We start from the raw sequence: 19,379 nt of genomic DNA, 5'->3' as shown, positions 1-19,379 counted from the left end.
GAGATGCCGAAACAAGCAAGCATGTTACTGGCGTTGATCTGGCCGATATTGGTATTCGTCCTGCACGACCACGTAGGCAGCTGGCCACTTTTAGTCGTCGGTGCCGCACTGCTCGCCTGGAGAATGCCCCAGGCTCGCTACCTCGCCATCATGGTGGCGATAGTGTTGCTAGCTTTAGGCGGCCTGGGGCACGCCGAGCTTGGTATGCGTGCCTACCCCGTCGCCGTCAATGCCATCATGCTGACCATCTTTCTATCCAGCCTGTGGCGGGGCATTCCGGTCGTGGAACGTTTAGCACGCCTGCGCGAGCCTGACCTGCCCCCCGCCGGAGTGCGCTATACCCGGCGCGTCACCTGGGCATGGTGCGGCTTCTTTGTCTTCAACGGGGCCATCGCTGGCTGGACGGCGCTGTACGCTGACCTGGCCACCTGGTCGTTATACAACGGCGTCATCAGCTATGGGCTGATCGCCTTGATGTTTGTCGGTGAATGGCTGCTACGCCACCGGCTGCGGAGGAGTCTGTCGTGACCTTCATCCCGCTTACTCGGTTGCCCTGGCGTAACGCGATCGCGAACCATCACGCACTCCCGGATCACTGGATCAAAACAGTGTCGCTCGTTCAGCGCATCGACGCCTGGCGTCTTTGGTTAGCGGACAAACCCAGCGGCCACTGGCTACTCTGCCATCACCAACCTCTGGAGTTCTGCGCAGCCTTGGCGGCACTATGGGAAAGTGGCCGGGTCGCGGTATTACCCGCTGACAATCGCCCAGAAACCTTGGCCCTGCTCCTTGAAAAGGTTGATGGTACGCTGCCCGACGATCCCGGTGAGCTTGAAAGCATTACACCATTCGCACATCCCGAGGCACTTGACCCAACGGCTACGGCAGTCGTCCTGTATACGTCCGGCTCCACCGGCGAGCCCGTTCATCTGACCAAGCGTTTCAACCAGTTGGATGCGGAATTGACGGCGCATGCCAAGCTATGGCCATTAGCTGATAGCGGTGTCATCTCTCAGGTCAGCCATCAGCATATCTATGGCTTGCTCACCGGGGTATTGCACCCCTTATGCACCGGCACCCCCTTCTGTGGCGATGAGTGTCGTTATCCGGAAGGCCTTTTCGCACGCCTGCAAGAGGCCGGCGCGGCCGGTTTGAAGCCAGTGATCGTGAGTTCCCCTGCCCAATTATCACGCCTACCGGAGCACCTACCGTGGAGCGAGACACCCCGCCCCACGCGCGTATTCTCGTCTGGCGCGCCCCTGGCGTTGGAACATGCCCAGCACACCGAGCGTCTACTCCAGGCGCCTGTGATCGAGATCTATGGCAGCACCGAGAGCGGCGGAATTGCCCAGCGGCGCCAAACGCAGGGTACCGTCTGGCAGGCCTTGCCAGGAGTAGAGCTAGCATTTTCGGACGATTACCTAAGCCTGCGGTCGCCGTTTCTGGAAACGCCACAACGCTGGTGGCACCAGCCGGACCGGGTGGTACCGACAGAAGGCGGCTTTGAGTTGCTGGGGCGCGCTGATCGTCTGGTCAAAATTGCCGGTAAACGAGTCTCGCTGAATCATGTTGAACGCGTCCTCGCCGCAGCGGAAGAAGTAATAGAGGCACGCTGCGTCGATCTCGGTCGAACCGATGGCCGAATGGGGGTCGTGGTCGCCCTCTACGATGCGTTCATTCCGCACCAGCACGATACTCGTCATGACTTAGTGCAACGTATGCGAGCCCATCTCTCGCACCACCTTGAACCCATCGCCATTCCTCGCTACTGGCGCTTTGTCGATGCACTGCCGAGCAATGCCCAGGGCAAGCTGGATCGCGCTCTGATCAATCGCCTGTTTGCCGATCTCGATAACCACAAGATACCGCGCTGGCTGGGTGAGCAGCGACCAGGTGCTGACTCTTGTCTATTGACCCTGGAAGTACCGGAGCGATTGATTTTTCTCGAAGGACACTTCGACGAATATCCGTTGGTGCCGGGTGTCGTGATGGTGCAGTGGGCCATCGAGTGCGCCAACGACTGCTTCGCTGAGCTGGGAGAATTTCAGGGCATCGAGCGCTTAAAATTTCAGCGGGTTTTACAACCCGGCGCACGCTTCACTTTGCAGTTGACGCGCCGCGACGACGGTATCGCCTTTACCATAGAATCTCATGAAGGTCGCCATTGCGCCGGTCAAATTCGCCTGCAAGCCAGCCACGGGGGTAAACATGGCTGACCCACATCCTTGCATCTTGATCCCCGTTTATAACCACCCAGCGACGATCAGCCCGCTATGCGATGAGCTCGCTGTATTGGAGATACCCCTGCTACTGGTGGATGACGGTAGTGACCATGAGTGCGCGAGCGAGCTTGACCGCCTGGCCGCAAACGGCCATCACCTGCTGCGCCTGGATATCAACCAGGGCAAGGGGGCCGCGGTACGTGCTGGGCTCAAGCAAGCCCAGCATCTGGGTTACACCCATGCCCTTCAGGTTGATGCCGACGGCCAGCATGGCATCGATGACCTGCCCGCTTTTCTCGCCGAACTGGATACGGCACCCGATACGCTGGTGGTTGGCTATCCCCGCTATGATGCCAGCGTGCCAAGAGTACGTTTTTACGGCCGTTATGCGACCCATATCTGGGTATGGATCAACACCTTGTCGCTGGATATCCGCGACTCGATGTGTGGCGTCAGACTTTATCCGGTCGCGGCGCTCAACCGACTACTGGCCCAGTATAGCTGCGGCAACCGCATGACCTTTGATACGGAAGTGTTAGTGCGCTGGCATTGGGCGGGGGGTGATATGGCGCATCGCCCGGTACGCGTACACTACCCGCGCGACGGAGTGAGTCATTTCGCCGTGTGGCGTGACAACCGCCAAATCTCTCTTATGCACACCCGCCTGTTCTTTGGCATGCTGCTACGCCTACCGCGCTTGCTGGCGCGACGCTGGCGAAGGCAACACGAGGTGAGCCGATGAGCCATCATTGGGCGCGGATAGGCGAGCGTGGCACGGTAGCGGGCATGTTCCTGATGGTGGTGATACAGCGCCATTTGGGGCGCTGGCCCTTTCGGCTGGCGTTATGGCCAGTCATGCTGTGGTATTTCCTGATACATGCCACGGCAAGACGCTCGTCACAAGCCTTCCTGCAGCGCCTCTACCCCCAGCTTGAGCAGCGCATTTTGGCCCGATGGTGGCACAGCTATCGCCACTTCCTGGCCTTTGGCGAAGCCCTGATGGACAAGGTAGAGGCGTGGTGCGGAAATATCACCGACGAACGTTTGGTCGGTACTGGGATTGAGCACTTCAGTGCCGCCATCGACGGCGGTCGGGGTGGATTAATTCTGGTCGCCCATCATGGCAATCTCGATGTGGTCAATGCCCTCGCTGAGAGACACGCGAAACTCGATTTGACGGTGATGATGCATACGCGCAATGCCCGCAAGTTCAATGCACTGCTTGAGCGTGTCACGGGTAAAGCCCGCCCCCAGGTACTCGAAGTCAGCGAGGTCACCCCTGCCACCGCCCAGACCTTGGCAGAGCGCATTAACGCCGGCGGCTATGTGGTCATCGCGGCTGACCGCTTTCCTCTGTCAGGGCAGCGCACGCAGACGCTTGATTTTCTCGGCGGTCAAGCAAGATTCCCCGAGGGCCCTTTCCGCCTGGCCACGCTGCTCCGTTGCCCGCTATATGCGCTGGCCTGCGTGCGCGATGGCGCTAACTTTCGAATCGACTTTGAATGCCTCGGCGATACCCAGGAACTGCCACGCCGCCAGCGCGAAACATGGATTGCCGACGCCATGCAGAACCATGCCAATCATCTAGCCGAGCGTGTTCGGCGACACCCTCTGCAATGGTTCAATTTTTATCCGTTCTGGAACAACGACACTGGATACCTTCATGACGATACTCCATGACCCGGCGGCGGGTTCTATCACCAGCGAACCTCTCATCCTGGATGGTTCGATTGTCAGCCTCGAGGAGGTACTGGCCGTCGCTGAAGGTCGCCGTCGCGTCACCCTATCAACGGCCCCGGACTTCCGTGAACGCATTGCACGCGGCAACGCCTTCCTTGAACGCCTACTCGAGGAAGAGGGAGTCATCTACGGCGTCACCACCGGCTATGGCGATTCCTGCACCCGTGAGGTCTCCGCGTCCGATCTGGAACAACTACCGCGCCAGCTATATACCTTCCACGGCTGTGGCTTGGGCGAGGCGTTGTCGGTGGAAGCCGCACGAGCAGTGATCATGGTACGCCTAGTCTCGCTATGCCGCGGCGTTTCGGGGGTCAGTGTCGAGCTCCTCGAACGCCTGACCTGGTTGCTAGAGCATGATGTGATCCCGGTTATTCCTGAGGAAGGATCCGTCGGAGCCAGCGGCGATCTGACGCCACTGTCTTATTTAGCTGCTGTCCTATGCGGTGAGCGCGACGTGTTTTATGGCGGCCAGCGGCGTCCCACCGCCGAGGTCTTCGCCGAGCACGGCCTCGTACCCTATCGCCTAAAGCCTAAGGAAGGCTTGGCATTAATGAACGGCACCGCTGTAATGACGGCACTGAGTGTGTTCGCCTTCGCCCGCACTGTCTATTTAGCGCAGCTGGCCACCCGTATTACAGCCCTATCCGTACATGCACTGGACGGTAATCCCTATCACTTCGATGCTGAACTGTTCGCCGCCAAACCCCACCCGGGACAAAATAAAGTCGCCGCGCGACTACGCGAAGATCTTCACGCAGCCAAAACACCGCGCAACTCGCCTCGCCTCCAGGATCGATACTCAACCCGCTGCGCCCCGCACGTAATCGGCGTGGTGGAGGATGCCTTACCTTGGTGGCGCCAGTTTCTTGAGAACGAACTCAACAGCGCCAATGACAACCCGTTAATCGACGCCGAACAAGGCAAAGTGATGCACGGCGGCCACTTCTACGGTGGGCATGTCGCTTTCGTGATGGATAGCCTCAAGCAAGCCTGTGCCAACTTGGCTGATCTGCTCGATCGCCAACTGGCGCTGCTGGTCGACGCTCGCTTCAATCACGGCCTGCCCAGCAACCTGAGTGGTGCCACACCCGCGCGGGCCAGCCTCAACCATGGCTACAAGGCCGTACAGATCGGCGCCTCGGCATGGACCGCAGAGGCACTAAAGTTGACCATGCCGGCCAGCGTGTTCTCGCGCTCCACTGAATGCCACAACCAGGACAAGGTCAGCATGGGCACCATCGCCGCGCGTGATGCACTGCGTGTGCTAACACTGGTCGAACAGGTGACTGCCTCTACCCTGCATGCTGCCTGCCAGGCCGTCGAACTGCGCGGTCAACTCGCCGATGCCCCTCCACTACCCAAGCGCCTGGCAGGATTTCTCGATGACTGTCGGCAGACCTTTCCCGCTCTCGGCGAGGACCGCGCACTGGAGCACGAACTGCGCACACTCTGTGACCTGATTCGCCAACGTCACTGGAGCCTATATGACGCCTAACGACCGCCCATTACCCAGTTGCGAGACCGAGCTAACAATCCCCTTCCATGATATCGACATGATGCAGGTGGCTTGGCATGGCCACTATGTGCGCTATCTGGAAATAGCCCGCTGCGAACTGCTTGATGCCATTGACTACAACTACCCGCAAATGCAGGACTCGGGGTACGCCTGGCCGGTCATTGATCTACGCCTACGCTACGCCGCTCCGGCGCTATTCGCCCAGCGTATCGCCATCGAAGCGCGCCTTAGCGAATGGGAGAATCGCCTCAAGATCGACTACACCATCCGCGATGCACAGACGCGCAAACGCCTGACGCGAGCCTGGAGCGTACAGGTCGCTGTCGGGATTGAGGATCGCGAAATGCGCCTGGAGTCGCCGCCCGTTCTGGTCGAACGTCTTCTCGCCTGGCAGGAGGCTAATCAGTGACACGCTCTATTCGCCACTCGATTGTTTATGTAGCTGTTTATGTCGCTGTTTATGTCGCCCTTAGCCTGATGGTCAGTCCCGCTACGTGGGCGGCCCTCAATGGTGATGGCCTTGATGGTGACGCCCTCGCCGAACGTCTAGCTGCCCACGCCCCGCAGTGCGGCCGCTTCGATCAGTCGCGCTGGCTGGCCGATCTTGATGCCCAGCTGGATAGCCGTGGGTACTTTGAACAGCAAGCAAACGGCCTGGTTTGGCAGACGACATCCCCCGTGCGAGATCGTGTGGTTATGAGCGAGGACAACGACGAACTGCCCATGGGGTTTCAAGTGGTCGCACCGGTGCTTGGTGGTCTTCTGTCAGGCAACTGGCAGCGCCTGGAATCACACTTCACCATCGAGCTCAGCGGTGCGCTGGACGACTGGCAAGCCAAACTGACGCCCAGTGAAGTACACATCGCCGAACGGCTTTCGCAACTGCTCGTTCAAGGCAACCAGCAAGTGGAGCACGTCGAGCTGATGTTCACCAACGATGACCGCCTCAACCTGACTCTGGCAACAGTGGATTGCGCCAGCCTCGAAGAGGGTGACCGTTCACTGTGAGCAAGGCAACGCACCCGAGCAGAATAGAACGTCTAGCCGCTATCGGTTGGGCCGGGCTGTTGCTGGGCTGCGCCATTCTGCTGGCGGGTTTGCTAGGCAGAGGGGCACCACTGGATACGCGCATCACTGCACTATTGCCGGAAACCCACCAGGGGGCTTTGCTTGAGCAAGCCGAACAGCGCTTAACCCACACCTTTGAGGACCGCTTCGTGCTGCTGGTTCGGGGTGAGTCCCCAGCCAGGCTGGTCGCCGAACTCAAAACCCGGCTAACAGATTCGGCAAGCGTCAAGGCTTTCGACGATGACAGCTTGCAGCGCCCCAGCAGCGACTTGGCGGCGTACCGTTATCGTCTGCTGACCCCATCACTGGCGGATGCCAGTGATGGGGCCTGGGTACAGCGCGGCCTAAGGCAACTGTTTACGCTGGGAAGCGAAGCGGATCCTCGCCGCGATCCCTTCGGTCTACTGGATGCCTGGCTGAACCAGCGGCTTGCTGGCCCCATACGATTGATCGACGGCCTACCGGCCGTCAGCGACGGCGACAAGCACTGGTTCGTCGTCAGCGGCCAGCTATCAGCCAGCCCCTACGACATGGCCATGCAGCAACGCCTTATGGCAGCGCTGTCGCGCTTCGGCGAGGGTCACCCCCAGGCCGAGCTGTTACGCAGTGGTCTGGTATTTCATGCTGCTGCCGGCGCCGATCAGGCCAAGCGAGAAATCTCCACTATCGGCCTGGGCTCGCTGCTGGGTATCGGCTTACTACTATGGGTCACGTTTCGGCGTGGTTCGATGCTGGCCAGTTTATGGCTACCGGTCGCTTGTGGCATGCTGTTTGCGCTGCCACTGACCTGGGTGCTGTTTGGTACGCTCAACCTGCTGACGCTGGCATTCGGCGCCAGCTTGATCGGTATCGCGATAGATTACGCCCTGCATTTCCAGTGCGCCCGCCAATTAGCGCCCGAACAACCACTGGCACGGCTTTGGCCAGGGCTGTTGCTAGGCCTGATATCCAGCCTGGTCGCCTATCTTGTCCAACTTGCGACCCCACTGCCGGGGCTACGCCAAATGGCGACTTTCGCGGCGCTGGGCTTGGTCGGCGCCTGGTTGACCGTGCGCCTTTGGCTACCGTGGTTCACTCCTCGTCCCCATGCCGCGACGGCACGTATTGCAGCCCGGCTGGATCACCTGCGGCTACCGCCCCGAGCGCCCTTGCGTTGGGGGCTGCTGGCCCTGCTTGGCATCCTGGCGGTGGTCATCGTCGCCACACGGCTGACAACCAATGACGACCTGCGTCAGCTCAACCCTTCACCCACCGCGCTGATTGCTGAGCAGCAACGTGTACAGGGCCTATTGGCAAGTCCCACGGGCAGTCGTTACCTGATCGTCACCGCCAAGCATGAAGCCGAGCTATTGGAACGACTGGAAGCCTTGGAGGCTACGCTGGCAGAGCTGAAGACCCAAGGGCACTTGAGCCAGTACCGTCATCTTGCCCAAGCGGTACCCTCCCCTTCGACCCAGCAAGCCAACCTGGAGCGAGTGCACCAAGCCTATGACAACGCCCTGCCCGAGCTGATCGCCAAATCTGGTCTTCCCCTGGACTTACTGGAAGCCGCACAACAGCCGTTGCGAGCGGTGCCGCTATTGACCATCGAAACATGGCTTACAACCCCCGCAGGAAGTGCCGATAGCACGCTCTGGTTAGGCGACGTCGCCACTGACCAACGTTCTGACATGGCGGCGCTGGTGGTATTGGGCGATGCCGACAACATGGCCCAGAAAGCGCTCATGCGTCTTGCGGCACCGGCATATGTGCTCTACCAGGATCGGGTGGTCACGTTATCCGACCATTTGTCACGGCTACGCGATCAGATCGCCCTATGGCTGGCTGTCGCCGTCGCAGGATTAGCGGTGGTATTTGGCTGGCGCTATCGTGGGCAGGCTTGGCGCGTATTGCTGCCCCCGCTGGGTGCGCTGTTAGCGACCCTGGCACTGTTCAGCGCGCTCAATATCGGCCTGACGCTATTCCATCTTCTGGGCCTGCTGCTGGTACTGGGTATCGGCCTCGACGCTGGCATATTTAGCACGGAACACCCAGATAGCCCTGCGGCCTGGCTGGCCATCAGCCTATCCTGTGCGTCGAGCCTATTGGCCTTCGGCCTATTGTCGTTCAGCGCTACTCCGGCACTGCATTACCTGGGGCTCACCTGCCTCGTTGGGCTTGCGTCGGCGTGGGCCCTGGTGCCTTTCGCAAGGGCGAACACCCGGCACAATTCTTCCCACTGCAATTCTTCCCACTACAATCCACCATGATGGCGACAGGAGCCACGAAACAGATGAAGACGCAAGACACTACCGATGTCGCCATCATCGGCGCAGGCCCCTCCGGCGCCGCTGCGGCCGCTTGGCTCGCCCGGCGAGGCATCAATGTGCGGGTTATCGAGCGCCAGCGCTTTCCGCGCTTTTCCATCGGCGAGAGTCTGCTGCCACAATGCATGGTACATCTTGAGGCTTGCGGCCTGCTCGACGCCGTTCAGACAGGTGACTTTCAGTTTAAGAATGGCGCTGCCTTTACCTGGAGAGACCGCTATGCCGCCATCGATTTTCGTGACAAGTTCAGCCCTGGCCCCGGCACCACCTGGCAGGTCGAACGTGCTGATTTCGATCAGCGCCTGATCGACGGCGCGCGTCAAGCAGGTGCTAGCGTCGAGTTTGAAACACAAGTCGAGGCCTTCGTTGCCGACCACGATCGACCCAGCCTTACACTGGTTGATGCCAATGGCGAGCAACGCTCGCTACAAGCCCGCTTCGTACTTGATGCCAGCGGCTATGGGCGTGTTTTAGCACGTCTCACCGGTCTTGCTCGGCCTTCGACCCTCGAATCACGCTGTGCGCTGTTTACCCACATTGAGGACCATATCGATTGTTCGCACTATGATCGAGACAAGATTCTGATCGGTTTGCACCCTGAACATTCGGGCATCTGGTACTGGCTGATTCCTTTCAGCCAAGGGCGTGCGTCGGTCGGTGTGGTGGGCGACCGAGCAACGCTGGAAGCCGCCGGTGTCGACGACAACGAGCGCCTATGGCATTTTCTCCATGCCGAGCCCAGGCTCAACAAACTGTTGGTCAATGCTAAAGCCATACGCGATATCGGCCGCCTGGAAGGTTATTCCGCTGATGTCGAGCAACTGCACGGCCCCGGTTTTGCTCTCTTGGGTAATGCGGGCGAATTCCTTGATCCGGTGTTTTCCTCGGGGGTAACCATTGCCTTGGACTCAGCCCTGCGTGCCGCTCCCCTGGTCGAGCGGCAGCTCGCTGGCGAAAAAATCGATTGGGATAGCCAGTTTGAACAACCACTACGCCGTGGCATCGCCACCTTCCGCGAGTTTGTCGACGCTTGGTACGATGGTCGCCTGCCACGCATTATCTTTAACGATCAACAGATACCACGCATACGCGAAATGATCAGTTCGGTACTCGCCGGCTATGCCTGGGATGAAGAGAACCCATTTGTCGCCGCCAGTCGCCGTCGCCTTCACAGCTTAGCTGAGGCCTGTAGCGACATTTCGAGCCATGCCACGGGTGAGGGTTGATGGCCATGAAGTTACCCCCTTTCGTGCGTCAGGCATGGCTGATCATCGCTATAACACTACTGGCCGGCTGCGCCGGACGGCCGGTCGCTACGCTTCCGGGGCTATCAACGTTGCCGGAGATGGAGACGCAGATGCAACGCCTGACGTTTTACCATCACGACCAACGGCATGAAATGATCGGAGTGCTGCGCCACGACGACATGTCGTTGCGTCTGGCCATACTCAGCCCACAAGGCCAGCGCTTGCTGACCTTGGTACATGATGACGATGGGAGCCACTTTCTTCACGATGCCTCGTTCGAGCCACCCTTTTCGGCCGAATGGCTCGCCAGTCGCTTGAGCTGGAGCCTATGGCCCTCAACAGCTATTTCCCAAGCCTTCCACACCAGTGCCTGGTCGCTGGAAGAGGATCAAAAGGGTCGTACCATTCGCTACCATCAGCGCGTCATCGCTCGTATCAGTGGTGACGCCTCATGTCGGGTAATAGAAGACATTGAGGCTAATTACCGATTGTATATTGCACGACTTGATGACACCGACCGGACGGCAGCCACATGCTCAGCCCAGTGACTTCCTTTCAGGCGCAACCCTGCCGCCTGCTGCCGCCAGCACTGGTCTGCTCGATTGGCGACGACTTAGCGGCAATCACCGACGCCCTGTTCAACGGTCGGCGTGGGCTGGTGTATGACGACGTGTTTACACCAGGCCGCTCCTTGCCACTAGGACGGGTAACCACTGCATTACCCGATGCCCGCGATTTACCACCGGAGCACCGCTCGCGCAACAACCAACTGCTGGCCGCTGCACTAGAGCGGCTGGCACCGACACTCGACGCCTTTCGCAAACGCAGCCCCCAAGCGCGTATCGGCGTGGTGCTCGGTACCAGCACCTCGGGAATCGGTGAAACCGAAATGGCTGTGGGAGAGCGAATGAAAGAAGGCAAGTGGCCTAGCGATTTCCATTATCAACGCCATGAAATCGGCTCGCCGGCCAAGTTCATCGCCGAGCGGCTAGGCCTTGAGGGGCCAGCCTACACACTGTCCACTGCCTGCACCTCCAGCGCCCGGTCTCTCGCCAGTGCCAAACGCTTGCTGACGAGCGGTATCTGCGACGCAGTTATCGCTGGTGGCGCCGATAGCCTTTGTGGCTTGACAGTCAATGGCTTCGCCTCTCTTGAGGCGCTCAGCGATCACCCCTCCCAGCCCTTCTCAGCCAACCGTGATGGCATCAACCTCGGAGAAGCAGCAGCGCTGTTTCTGGTCACCGCCGAAACCGGCGGTATTCAGCTCAGTGGTTACGGCGAGAGCAGTGACGCCCACCATATTTCAGCGCCACGGCCCGACGGCCAGGGCGCTATTCGCGCCATTCAAGCCGCCTTGAAGATGGCTCAACTACCCGCCACGGCCATTGATTACCTCAACCTACATGGCACTGCGACACGCCAGAACGACAGCATGGAAGCCATTGCGGTCGCGCATATCTTCGGCGATAAGCTGCCATGTAGCTCAACAAAGGCGTTGACGGGACATACCTTAGGTGCCTGCGGTGCATTGGAAGCAGCGTTCTGCTGGTTAACGCTCAACGCCGGTCGTCTTCCACCCCAGGTTCACGATGGTGAGATCGACCCGCAACTACCATCGCTGAATTACGCCACGGCAACCCAACACGACTGCCATCGGGCTGTCAGCAACGCCTTTGCTTTTGGTGGTAACAACATCGCCTTGCTGTTGGAACGTTTTAATGAATGATTCACCCTTCTCCTGCTTACCTGATTTGCCTTGCGATATCGCCCCTTACGTACCGCATCGTTATGGCATGTGCCTACTGGATACGCTACTCGCGGTGGGCGAAGAACACCTGCATGCCAGCGTAACGCCTCAACGCGATGACCTGTTTGCCACCCACGATGGCATACCTGGCTGGGTAGGACTGGAGTGGCTTGCCCAGGCGATTGCCGCCTGGGCTGGCATTCAGGCCGTGGCGGGTGGCGACAAACCGAAAATCGGCTTTTTGCTCGGCACTCGTCGCTATCAATGCCAGGCACCGTTTTTCAGTTTCGACCAGCCGATACGTATTGAAGTTGAACTCAATTTTCGTGCTGACAATGGCCTGGGCGCTTTTTATGGGCGTTTGTTTGACGCTAATAATCAGCCTATCGCCAACGCTACACTCAACGTCTTTCAGCCCGAAACGCGGCAAGCGCTGGACGTTATTCAACAAGGGAGCACCTTATGACGAATACCATCCTGGTCACCGGATCAAGCCGCGGCATCGGCAGCGCCATTGCCCTGCGCCTGGCGCGGGATGGCTTTGATATCGTGCTGCACTGCCGTCAACGCCAGGCAGACGCCGAAGCGGTCGCCAACGATATACGCGCACTGGGGCGCAGTGCCCGCGTGCTATGTTTTGATGTCGCTGACCGTGCCGCCGCACGGCATGCCATAGAGACCGACATTGAAGCACATGGTGCCTATTATGGAGTGGTCTGCAACGCTGGCATTACCGCCGATGGCGCCTTCCCCGCTCTCTCCGATGAAGACTGGGATAGCGTCATTCACACCAATCTCGATGGCTTCTACAACGTCGTTAAACCCTTGGTCATGCCGATGGTTCGCCGCCGGGCACCCGGCCGTATCGTCGTGATGTCTTCCGTTTCGGGAATGATGGGCAATCGTGGCCAAGTCAATTACAGCGCTTCCAAGGCCGGACTGATCGGTGCGATGAAGGCGTTGGCGGTGGAACTGGCCAAACGGCGAATTACGGTCAATTGCGTCGCCCCAGGGCTGATCGATACCGACATGACAGATGAATTGGTAAATGAAGAAGCACTCAAGCTGATTCCCATGCGCCGCACCGGAACCTGTGAAGAAGTGGCGGCCACGGTGAGCTTCCTGTGCTCGCACGATGCAGGCTATATCACGCGGCAGGTTTTCGCCGTCAATGGAGGAATGTGCTGATGCCAAACAACACATTACGCCAGGATGGGCTCGGTCGCAGAGTGGTGGTTACAGGGATGGCCGGTTTCTCACCGATCGGTAATGACTGGCCAAGTATGCGTGCACGCCTCGAGCGACTACAAAATGGTATTCGCTATATGGATGACTGGGATAGCTACGAAGGTCTCAACACTCGGCTCGGCGCTCCCGTCAACGACTTCACACTACCCGGGCATTACCATCGCCGTGCACTGCGCAGCATGGGCCGGGGAGCACAAATGGCGACCCGTGCCAGCGAACTGGCACTAGAGGATGCAGGGCTACTTGACTCGACGCTCTTAGGGAGTGGCCAAATGGGGATCGCCTATGGCGCGTCAGCGGGAGAGCCCGACGCCGTCGCCGACTTCGGCAACATGTTAATCAACAAGTCGACCGATGGGCTTAATGCGAACTCCTATATCCGCATGATGGCCCATACCGCGCCGGTCAACATTGGTGTGTTCCTCGGTGTGCGCGGACGCATCTATACCACCTCGAGTGCCTGCACATCGGGTAGCCAGGGCATCGGCTACGCCTATGAAGCCATTCGCTTCGGGCGCCAGACAGCGATGATTGCCGGTGGTTGTGAAGAGCTATCGGCCTCTGAAGCAGCTGTCTTCGACACACTATTTGCCACCAGCACCCGCAACGATGCGCCACACACCTCCCCACGTCCCTTCGATACCGAGCGCGACGGTCTGGTGATCGGCGAAGGTGCTGGCACCTTGATCCTTGAAGAGCTTGAGCACGCCCTGGCACGGGGGGCCAACATCTACGCCGAGCTAGTGGGCTTTGGCACCAACAGCGATGGCCGCCATGTTACTCAGCCCGACGCCCGCATCATGGAGCAGGCTATTCGCCAGGCGCTCGATGACGCTGGCTTGCAGCCAGAACAGATCGGCTACGTCAGTGCCCATGGTACTGCCACCGACCGTGGGGACATCGCCGAGAGTCATGCCACCCATGCCGTTTTCGGCTCAAAACTCCCGATTAGTGCCTTCAAAAGCTTTACCGGCCACACACTGGGCGCCTGTGGCGCACTGGAGGCCTGGGTCGCTATCGAGATGATGCGTGAAGGGTGGTTCCATGGCACTGCTAACCTTGACCAGCTCGACGACGCCTGTGCAGCACTCGACTACCTAAGCGGTCAAGGACGTCATATCGATTGCGACTATGTCATGAGCAATAATTTTGCCTTCGGCGGTATCAACACTTCGTTGATCTTCCGGCGTTGGCTCTAAAGGCACGACCCCGTGCCACTCAAGGTGCCTGGTATCAGGTGCTTACAACCCAGCGAAAAGGAACGCTAAATGACCAGAGGATTGATTTTATTCACTATGTTACTGGGGGCTCTGCTGCTGAGCACAACTAGCTATGCACGGGATACCACCCACATGCTGTCGATTGAAGAGGCCATGAATACGCCTGCAGCCAGGGAACGGCTCGATCCCGACATCCGCTTTTTCTTTGCCGATACCCCGCACGGCGAGGTCGCCAACGAGTATGGCAACTTCGTTACCAGCAAAAAGACCAATGCTTTCAACAAGTCTGATGAAGAAGCCTGTCAATGGGTCATGTTATCAGCGCTAATCAGCCTGCAAGATCGTATCAAAGCCGAAGGTGGCAATGCGGTCGTCAATATAGAAAGCTTTTACGACCGTCAGCCGATGGCATCAAATACTGAATACGAGTGCCATGCCGGGGCCATCATGGCAGGCGTCGCCTTACGCGGCGATGTGGTCACCCTGCGTTAATAATGACGCCTCGTCTCGACATGTTGTTAGTACAAGCTCCCGCTGATAGCAGCGGGGCTTGTCTATCACGGCTGGGAAGAGAACTGCTCTCGCAGCTCACGGCAGCACACGGTTTCCACTGCCCAGTGGATGAGTGGACGCCCAGAGGATGCGGCGCACCGCGGCATCCCGCGCTTCCCTCCCCCTGGCGGGCGTGCCTCTCCCATCGCGGCCTGCGCGTTATCGCTGGGATCGCCACGGTGCCAGTGGGCATTGATATCGAGCAAGTGCGTTCCCGACACAGAAACCGGCTAAGCGGACTGGTAGCGTGCTTGCCTGAAGCCGATGTGCGCCATGAGATAATGGCGTCCACTGCCCCTTTAAGCATGTTCTATCGAGCCTGGACACTTCACGAGGCGTTGTTCAAGCTTGATAGCCTCTGCGGTAAAACGCCCCATCATGTACTAGGCACTCGTCTTTCTCGACTGCTTCCCGGTGGGGGTGCCCACGCTTGGCAGTGGCAACATGAGAACTGGACAGTCAGTATCTGCTGCCAATATAGCTTGCTGCAGATTCGCTCGTTACCCAGGCTCTCCATCAGCAAAAGCGATGGCCTATTAAGCTCCCCACCAGCCGCTGGCCTGGGCAAAACGATCATCCATTAATACCACAACCCCTTGATCTTCTGGACTGCGAATAACGCGACCTGCGGCCTGCACCACTTTGATCATGCCGGGAATGCGGTAGGTATAGTCGTCACCTTGGCCGAAGCGGGCGGTTAGTCGTGCTTTAAGCGCTTCGTTAAAGTCGTTAAACGGCGGTAGTCCCAAGGTGGCGATAAAGGCTCCGATCAATCGGTCGCCGGGCAGGTCGATGCCTTCTGCAAAGGCACCGCCCAACACCGCAAAGCCGATGCCTTCTCCACCGGGTGCAAAGCGCGCCAGAAATTCCTCGCGCTGCGCTTCCGGCATCCCGCGGGTTTGGCTGAAAACGGGTACTTCCGGGTGCGCCTCGCGAAACCGCGCCAGCGCTGCCTCCAGGTAAGCAAAGCTGCTGAAGAACGCTAAATAGTGGCCTGATTTGCGCTGATACTGCTGCGCCATGGCCGCGACGATAGGATCGATAGAGGCGTCCCGATCCCGAAAACGCGTGGAGATATCCGTGCGTATACGCACCTCCAACTGACACGCGGTAAAGGGCGATGCCACTTCCCGCCATACCGTGTTTTCCTGCAAGCCCAGCAGATCCCGGTAGTAGTGGGCAGGGTTTAACGTCGCCGAAAACAGCACCACTGAGTGGGCCGCGTTAAACCGTGCGGCCAGAAAATCGGCGGGTATCAGATTGCGTAACCCCAACACCGCCCGACCGCGCCCATAGCGGGTAAGATCACACAGGGAGTGCTCACCAAAGCGCTCCGCCAGGCGGCAGAATGCCAGCGCTTCAAATAACAATTCCTGTAGTTCCAGGCTGGCATCTTCGGGGTGCTCACCCAGGTGGTCAGTGATGGCGGCGCCCACCTGTTGGGCAGCGGTGACTAGCTTGTCGGGCAATACCGTAAGCAGCCGGTAGGCCGGTTTCCTGGGGTCGCCCTCCTCTTCCAGCCCTGCTTCTTTAATCACCGCTTGCCATTGGCGGGACAAACGACCCAGGGGCCGGGAGAGCGCTTTGGGCGCAGCACGGCGAACCCGGTTGAAACGCTGCTGATCGAGCTCGGCGCTGTACATGCCGCGGGCGCGCTCAATCAGATTATGCGCTTCGTCGACCAGCACGCCCGTTCGCCAATCGTTGGCCTGGGCCAAACCGTGCAGCAGGGCGTGGCTATCGAACCAGTGATTGACGTCACCGACGATCACATCCGCCCAGCGCGCCAGCTCCTGGCCGAGATAATAGGGGCAAACATCGTGGGCCAACGCCACTTCGCGCAGCGCGTCGCGATCCAGCCATCCCTGATCCACCGCCGCTTGGCGTGCTGCAGGCAGGCGATCGTAAAAGCCGGCGGCCAATGGGCACGACTCGCCGTGGCAGGCGCGATCTGGGTATTCGCAGGCTTTCTCCCGCGCCACCAGTTCCAGCACCCGCAGAGGAAGTGTTTCATCACTAGTGCGCAGTGTAGCCAGGGCATCCAGCGCCAAACGGCGGCCGGGGGTTTTCATGGTCAGAAAGACGATTCTATCAAGCTGCTGGCGGGGCATGGCCGAAAGCATCGGAAACAGCGTGCCCATGGTTTTACCAATACCGGTGGGCGCCTGGGCGAGCAGGCAGCGCCCGGTGCTGGCAGCTTTGTAAACATCTTCAGCGAGTTCGCGCTGGCCGGGGCGAAACGCAGCATGGGGAAAACGCAGGGTCTGCAGGCCACTATCGCGATCCTGACGGTGAACGGCCTCCTGTTCTGCCCAGGCAAGGAAGCGTTGGCACTGATCGGCAAAGAACGCCTGGAGTTCGTCGGCAGTGGCTTCCTGGCTGATCAGGGTCTCTTTGCCGCTGGCAATATCCAGATAAACCAACGTCAAGGTAATCTGTTCCAGCGCACGCTCAGCACACAGTAACGCGCCGTAGACTTTTACCTGCGCCCAGTGGAGGGCGCGCTGATTATCCGCCATGCGCTCCAGGCTGCCACGGTGGGTTTTGATCTCCTCCAGGCGGTTGGCCGTGGGGTCGAAACCATCGGCGCGGCCGGTAACTATCAGCCCTTCAAACTTCCCCGACAGGGGCAGTTCAGCGAGATAGTCTTCTCCCCGGCGGCTGGTCACTAGCGTATGCCCTTCCATCCCTTCGCGCGCACTGGGCGCCGGGGTAAAGCGGTGATCGAGATCCCCCTGCCGAGCAGTGAAGTCGCACAGCGCGCGCACTGCCACGCGATAGGTCGCGCTCATGGTTCAGGCTCGTCGCCAGTCGACCAGCTCACGTAACACACCGCCACGGGCATGGCATGGCGGTGAAAAAACGTAAGCCAGCGGCGCTGGTTATCCTGCAGCCGATCGCCGGGGCCTTTGACCTCAATCATCCGATAGCGTGGCTCGCCAACGGGTGCATCGGGCATAAATTGAATTAAATCCGGTAGCCCGGCCCGGTTGGCTTTCAGATCCCCCAGCAACCGCTCAAAACACAGGCGTAGGTGCACGGCGGGAATGCACGTCAACGCCAGCTCAACCAGCGGTTCATCGACGATCGCCCAGTGCACAAAGGGAGACGCCAGGCCGTGTTTCTCCCTCCAGGTCGAACGAATCACTTCGCGGTAACTGCCGTCCTCCAGACGCGCAAGGCAAGCATCGAAGGCGTCTCGCCGTCGCGCCACGAAGTCCTCACGGTACAAGTCCGCCGGGCCATGGTGAAAGGGGTGGAAGAAGGCCCCCGGCAATGGAGCAAAAATCGCTGTCCAGCAGAGCAAACCAAACAGCCCGGTCAGCAGCGCATTTTCCACGTAGTAGATCGGCGCCCCAGGCTCGCTGAGTACCTCGACCACGGCGCGTTCGACCCACTGCGGCCCAGGCAATGATAAGTCCCAGCGCTCATGAGTGGGTTCGGGGTCGCTCGGCTCAGCAGGCAATTTAAGCCGCCGCCGTAAGCGGGGCAGAATCCGCGCCAGCGCCTGGTGCTCGGTTTCGTTGGGGCTGCTATTAAGGGCTTGGGTCGCCAGCTCAAAGGCCGCGGTGTGTTCGCCTTGGCGCTCCAACACACGTAACTGCCGAATGCGCGCTTCGCTACTGGCGGACTCGCGATACAGTCTCAGCGCTAGCGCTGCGTCTCCGCTACGCTCTGCCTCACGGCCCAACTGGAGCAGTAACCGCGCGCGCCGTGTGGCTAGCCAGCGGTTATCCGCAGGCGGTGGCATTTCAGGGAATAGATCGGCGGGCAGCTCGCTGTCGTCCAGACGTTGGCGCAGACGATGGAGCGCTAAATACGTATCCACTTCATGGCGCGACTGGAAAGCGCGGGACTCTGGCGTGAAGGGCACACTTTCAAAACGCTGGAGGCCAAGCTCGGTTAACACGAACTCGGCCCAGTCCTGGCGCAGGTTGCCAAAGAACATCAGGCGCAGGCGGTCGCAGGTTTCCATGACTGTTAGCCGCAGAACTGGATCGTTTGCCTCGGGCCACCACTGGCATAACCGCTTGGGTTCATTGAGCTGGCTCACCAGCGTGTCGTAGAGCACGGTTTTAGCGCTTGAGGCGCTCAGCCCGGCAGCGCGTATCTCCGCTACCAACGCCAGGCGCAGTTCGGCCAAGCGTAGCTGGTTAAACAGCTCATCAACGCTAAGCACCGATTCACTATCGACCCAACCTAGCGACATCAAGGGCGCCATGGCGCTGGCACTGTCGCCAACCTCGGCGTAGCTTAATTTGCTGAGCCGAAACAGCTCGCCCTTGCGCATCACCATGCGCACCAGCAGCGCTTGGGAGGCTTGCGGTAAGCTCTCAAACTGTTCAAGAAAAGCGAGCTCGTCTGCCGCGAGCAGATCAGCGTGGCGCTCCCCCACCCAGGCCAAAACGAAGCGGAAGTTCGTTAAGTAATAGAAGGGGTCATCAAGGGAGGCAGTAGGTGTCGCGAAAGCACTGTTCATTTATCCATTGTATCAGTGCGATGCTATTTTGAC

General features: G+C 59.4%; 18 protein-coding genes. 16 read left to right on the top strand and 2 right to left on the bottom strand.

Annotated elements, in window-relative coordinates:
• Positions 1-3: 3 nt before the first annotated feature.
• The 16 genes from RO22_RS17720 to RO22_RS24245 all read left to right on the top strand — a co-directional run bounded on the left by RO22_RS17720 (position 4) and on the right by RO22_RS24245 (position 15,450).
• Positions 4-528 (top strand): hypothetical protein, encoded by a 525-nt coding sequence (locus tag RO22_RS17720; protein ID WP_039859947.1) that lies wholly within the window; start codon positions 4-6, stop codon positions 526-528.
• Positions 525-2,216 (top strand): AMP-binding protein, encoded by a 1,692-nt coding sequence (locus RO22_RS17715; RefSeq protein ID WP_041158932.1) that lies wholly within the window; start codon positions 525-527, stop codon positions 2,214-2,216. Before RO22_RS17720 ends, RO22_RS17715 begins: the two co-directional genes overlap by 4 nt.
• Positions 2,209-2,964, top strand: coding sequence for a glycosyltransferase family 2 protein (locus RO22_RS17710; protein WP_039859942.1), 756 nt, complete (start codon positions 2,209-2,211; stop codon positions 2,962-2,964). The genes RO22_RS17715 and RO22_RS17710 overlap by 8 nt, the downstream gene beginning before the upstream one ends.
• Positions 2,961-3,902: a glycosyl transferase gene (locus tag RO22_RS17705; RefSeq protein WP_041158931.1), complete on the top strand. Its 942-nt coding sequence runs from the start codon at positions 2,961-2,963 to the stop codon at positions 3,900-3,902. The genes RO22_RS17710 and RO22_RS17705 overlap by 4 nt, the downstream gene beginning before the upstream one ends.
• A complete protein-coding gene (hutH, locus tag RO22_RS17700; RefSeq protein WP_041158930.1) occupies positions 3,886-5,457 on the top strand; it encodes a histidine ammonia-lyase in 1,572 nt (523 codons plus the stop codon). Before RO22_RS17705 ends, hutH begins: the two co-directional genes overlap by 17 nt.
• Positions 5,447-5,887, top strand: coding sequence for an acyl-CoA thioesterase (locus RO22_RS17695; RefSeq protein WP_039859936.1), 441 nt, complete (start codon positions 5,447-5,449; stop codon positions 5,885-5,887). The genes hutH and RO22_RS17695 overlap by 11 nt, the downstream gene beginning before the upstream one ends.
• Positions 5,884-6,486, top strand: a complete 603-nt coding sequence (locus RO22_RS17690; RefSeq protein ID WP_041158929.1) for a LolA-related protein — start codon at positions 5,884-5,886, stop codon at positions 6,484-6,486. The genes RO22_RS17695 and RO22_RS17690 overlap by 4 nt, the downstream gene beginning before the upstream one ends.
• On the top strand, positions 6,483-8,795 hold the full coding sequence (locus RO22_RS17685) for an MMPL family transporter (RefSeq protein WP_041158928.1): 2,313 nt from the start codon (positions 6,483-6,485) through the stop codon (positions 8,793-8,795). The genes RO22_RS17690 and RO22_RS17685 overlap by 4 nt, the downstream gene beginning before the upstream one ends.
• Before the next feature lie 23 nt (positions 8,796-8,818).
• Positions 8,819-10,078, top strand: coding sequence for an NAD(P)/FAD-dependent oxidoreductase (locus RO22_RS17680; RefSeq protein ID WP_041158927.1), 1,260 nt, complete (start codon positions 8,819-8,821; stop codon positions 10,076-10,078).
• A gap of 5 nt (positions 10,079-10,083) precedes the next feature.
• Positions 10,084-10,647: a DUF3261 domain-containing protein gene (locus tag RO22_RS17675; protein ID WP_230805012.1), complete on the top strand. Its 564-nt coding sequence runs from the start codon at positions 10,084-10,086 to the stop codon at positions 10,645-10,647.
• Positions 10,632-11,825: a beta-ketoacyl-ACP synthase gene (locus RO22_RS17670; RefSeq protein WP_051052116.1), complete on the top strand. Its 1,194-nt coding sequence runs from the start codon at positions 10,632-10,634 to the stop codon at positions 11,823-11,825. Before RO22_RS17675 ends, RO22_RS17670 begins: the two co-directional genes overlap by 16 nt.
• The gene (locus RO22_RS17665; protein WP_052475670.1) at positions 11,818-12,312 is read left to right on the top strand and encodes a hotdog family protein; all 495 of its coding nucleotides are present in this window, start codon (positions 11,818-11,820) and stop codon (positions 12,310-12,312) included. The genes RO22_RS17670 and RO22_RS17665 overlap by 8 nt, the downstream gene beginning before the upstream one ends.
• Positions 12,309-13,034, top strand: coding sequence for a 3-oxoacyl-ACP reductase FabG (fabG, locus tag RO22_RS17660; protein WP_039859927.1), 726 nt, complete (start codon positions 12,309-12,311; stop codon positions 13,032-13,034). The genes RO22_RS17665 and fabG overlap by 4 nt, the downstream gene beginning before the upstream one ends.
• Entirely contained in the window at positions 13,034-14,293 is a 1,260-nt protein-coding gene (locus RO22_RS17655) for a beta-ketoacyl-ACP synthase (protein ID WP_039859926.1), read from the top strand. The genes fabG and RO22_RS17655 overlap by 1 nt, the downstream gene beginning before the upstream one ends.
• A 69-nt stretch (positions 14,294-14,362) precedes the next feature.
• Positions 14,363-14,806, top strand: coding sequence for a hypothetical protein (locus RO22_RS17650; RefSeq protein WP_041158925.1), 444 nt, complete (start codon positions 14,363-14,365; stop codon positions 14,804-14,806).
• 2 nt (positions 14,807-14,808) lie between these two features.
• On the top strand, positions 14,809-15,450 hold the full coding sequence (locus RO22_RS24245; protein WP_235270526.1) for a 4'-phosphopantetheinyl transferase superfamily protein: 642 nt from the start codon (positions 14,809-14,811) through the stop codon (positions 15,448-15,450).
• Here the strand turns inward: RO22_RS24245 and RO22_RS17645 are convergent.
• The gene (locus tag RO22_RS17645) at positions 15,403-17,658 is read right to left on the bottom strand and encodes an ATP-dependent DNA helicase (RefSeq protein ID WP_041158924.1); all 2,256 of its coding nucleotides are present in this window, start codon (positions 17,656-17,658) and stop codon (positions 15,403-15,405) included. The two genes, RO22_RS24245 and RO22_RS17645, sit on opposite strands and share 48 nt — an antisense overlap.
• Complete coding sequence (locus RO22_RS17640; RefSeq protein ID WP_041158923.1) at positions 17,655-19,346, bottom strand: VRR-NUC domain-containing protein; 1,692 nt, start codon at positions 19,344-19,346, stop codon at positions 17,655-17,657. Before RO22_RS17640 ends, RO22_RS17645 begins: the two co-directional genes overlap by 4 nt.
• Positions 19,347-19,379: the final 33 nt, after the last annotated feature.

The organism is Halomonas sp. KHS3 (assembly GCF_000830495.1).
In the GTDB taxonomy this organism is placed as follows: domain Bacteria; phylum Pseudomonadota; class Gammaproteobacteria; order Pseudomonadales; family Halomonadaceae; genus Vreelandella; species Vreelandella titanicae.
The sequence above is the reverse complement of the archived record's forward strand: the minus strand, read 5'-3'. Positions and strand labels throughout refer to the sequence as shown.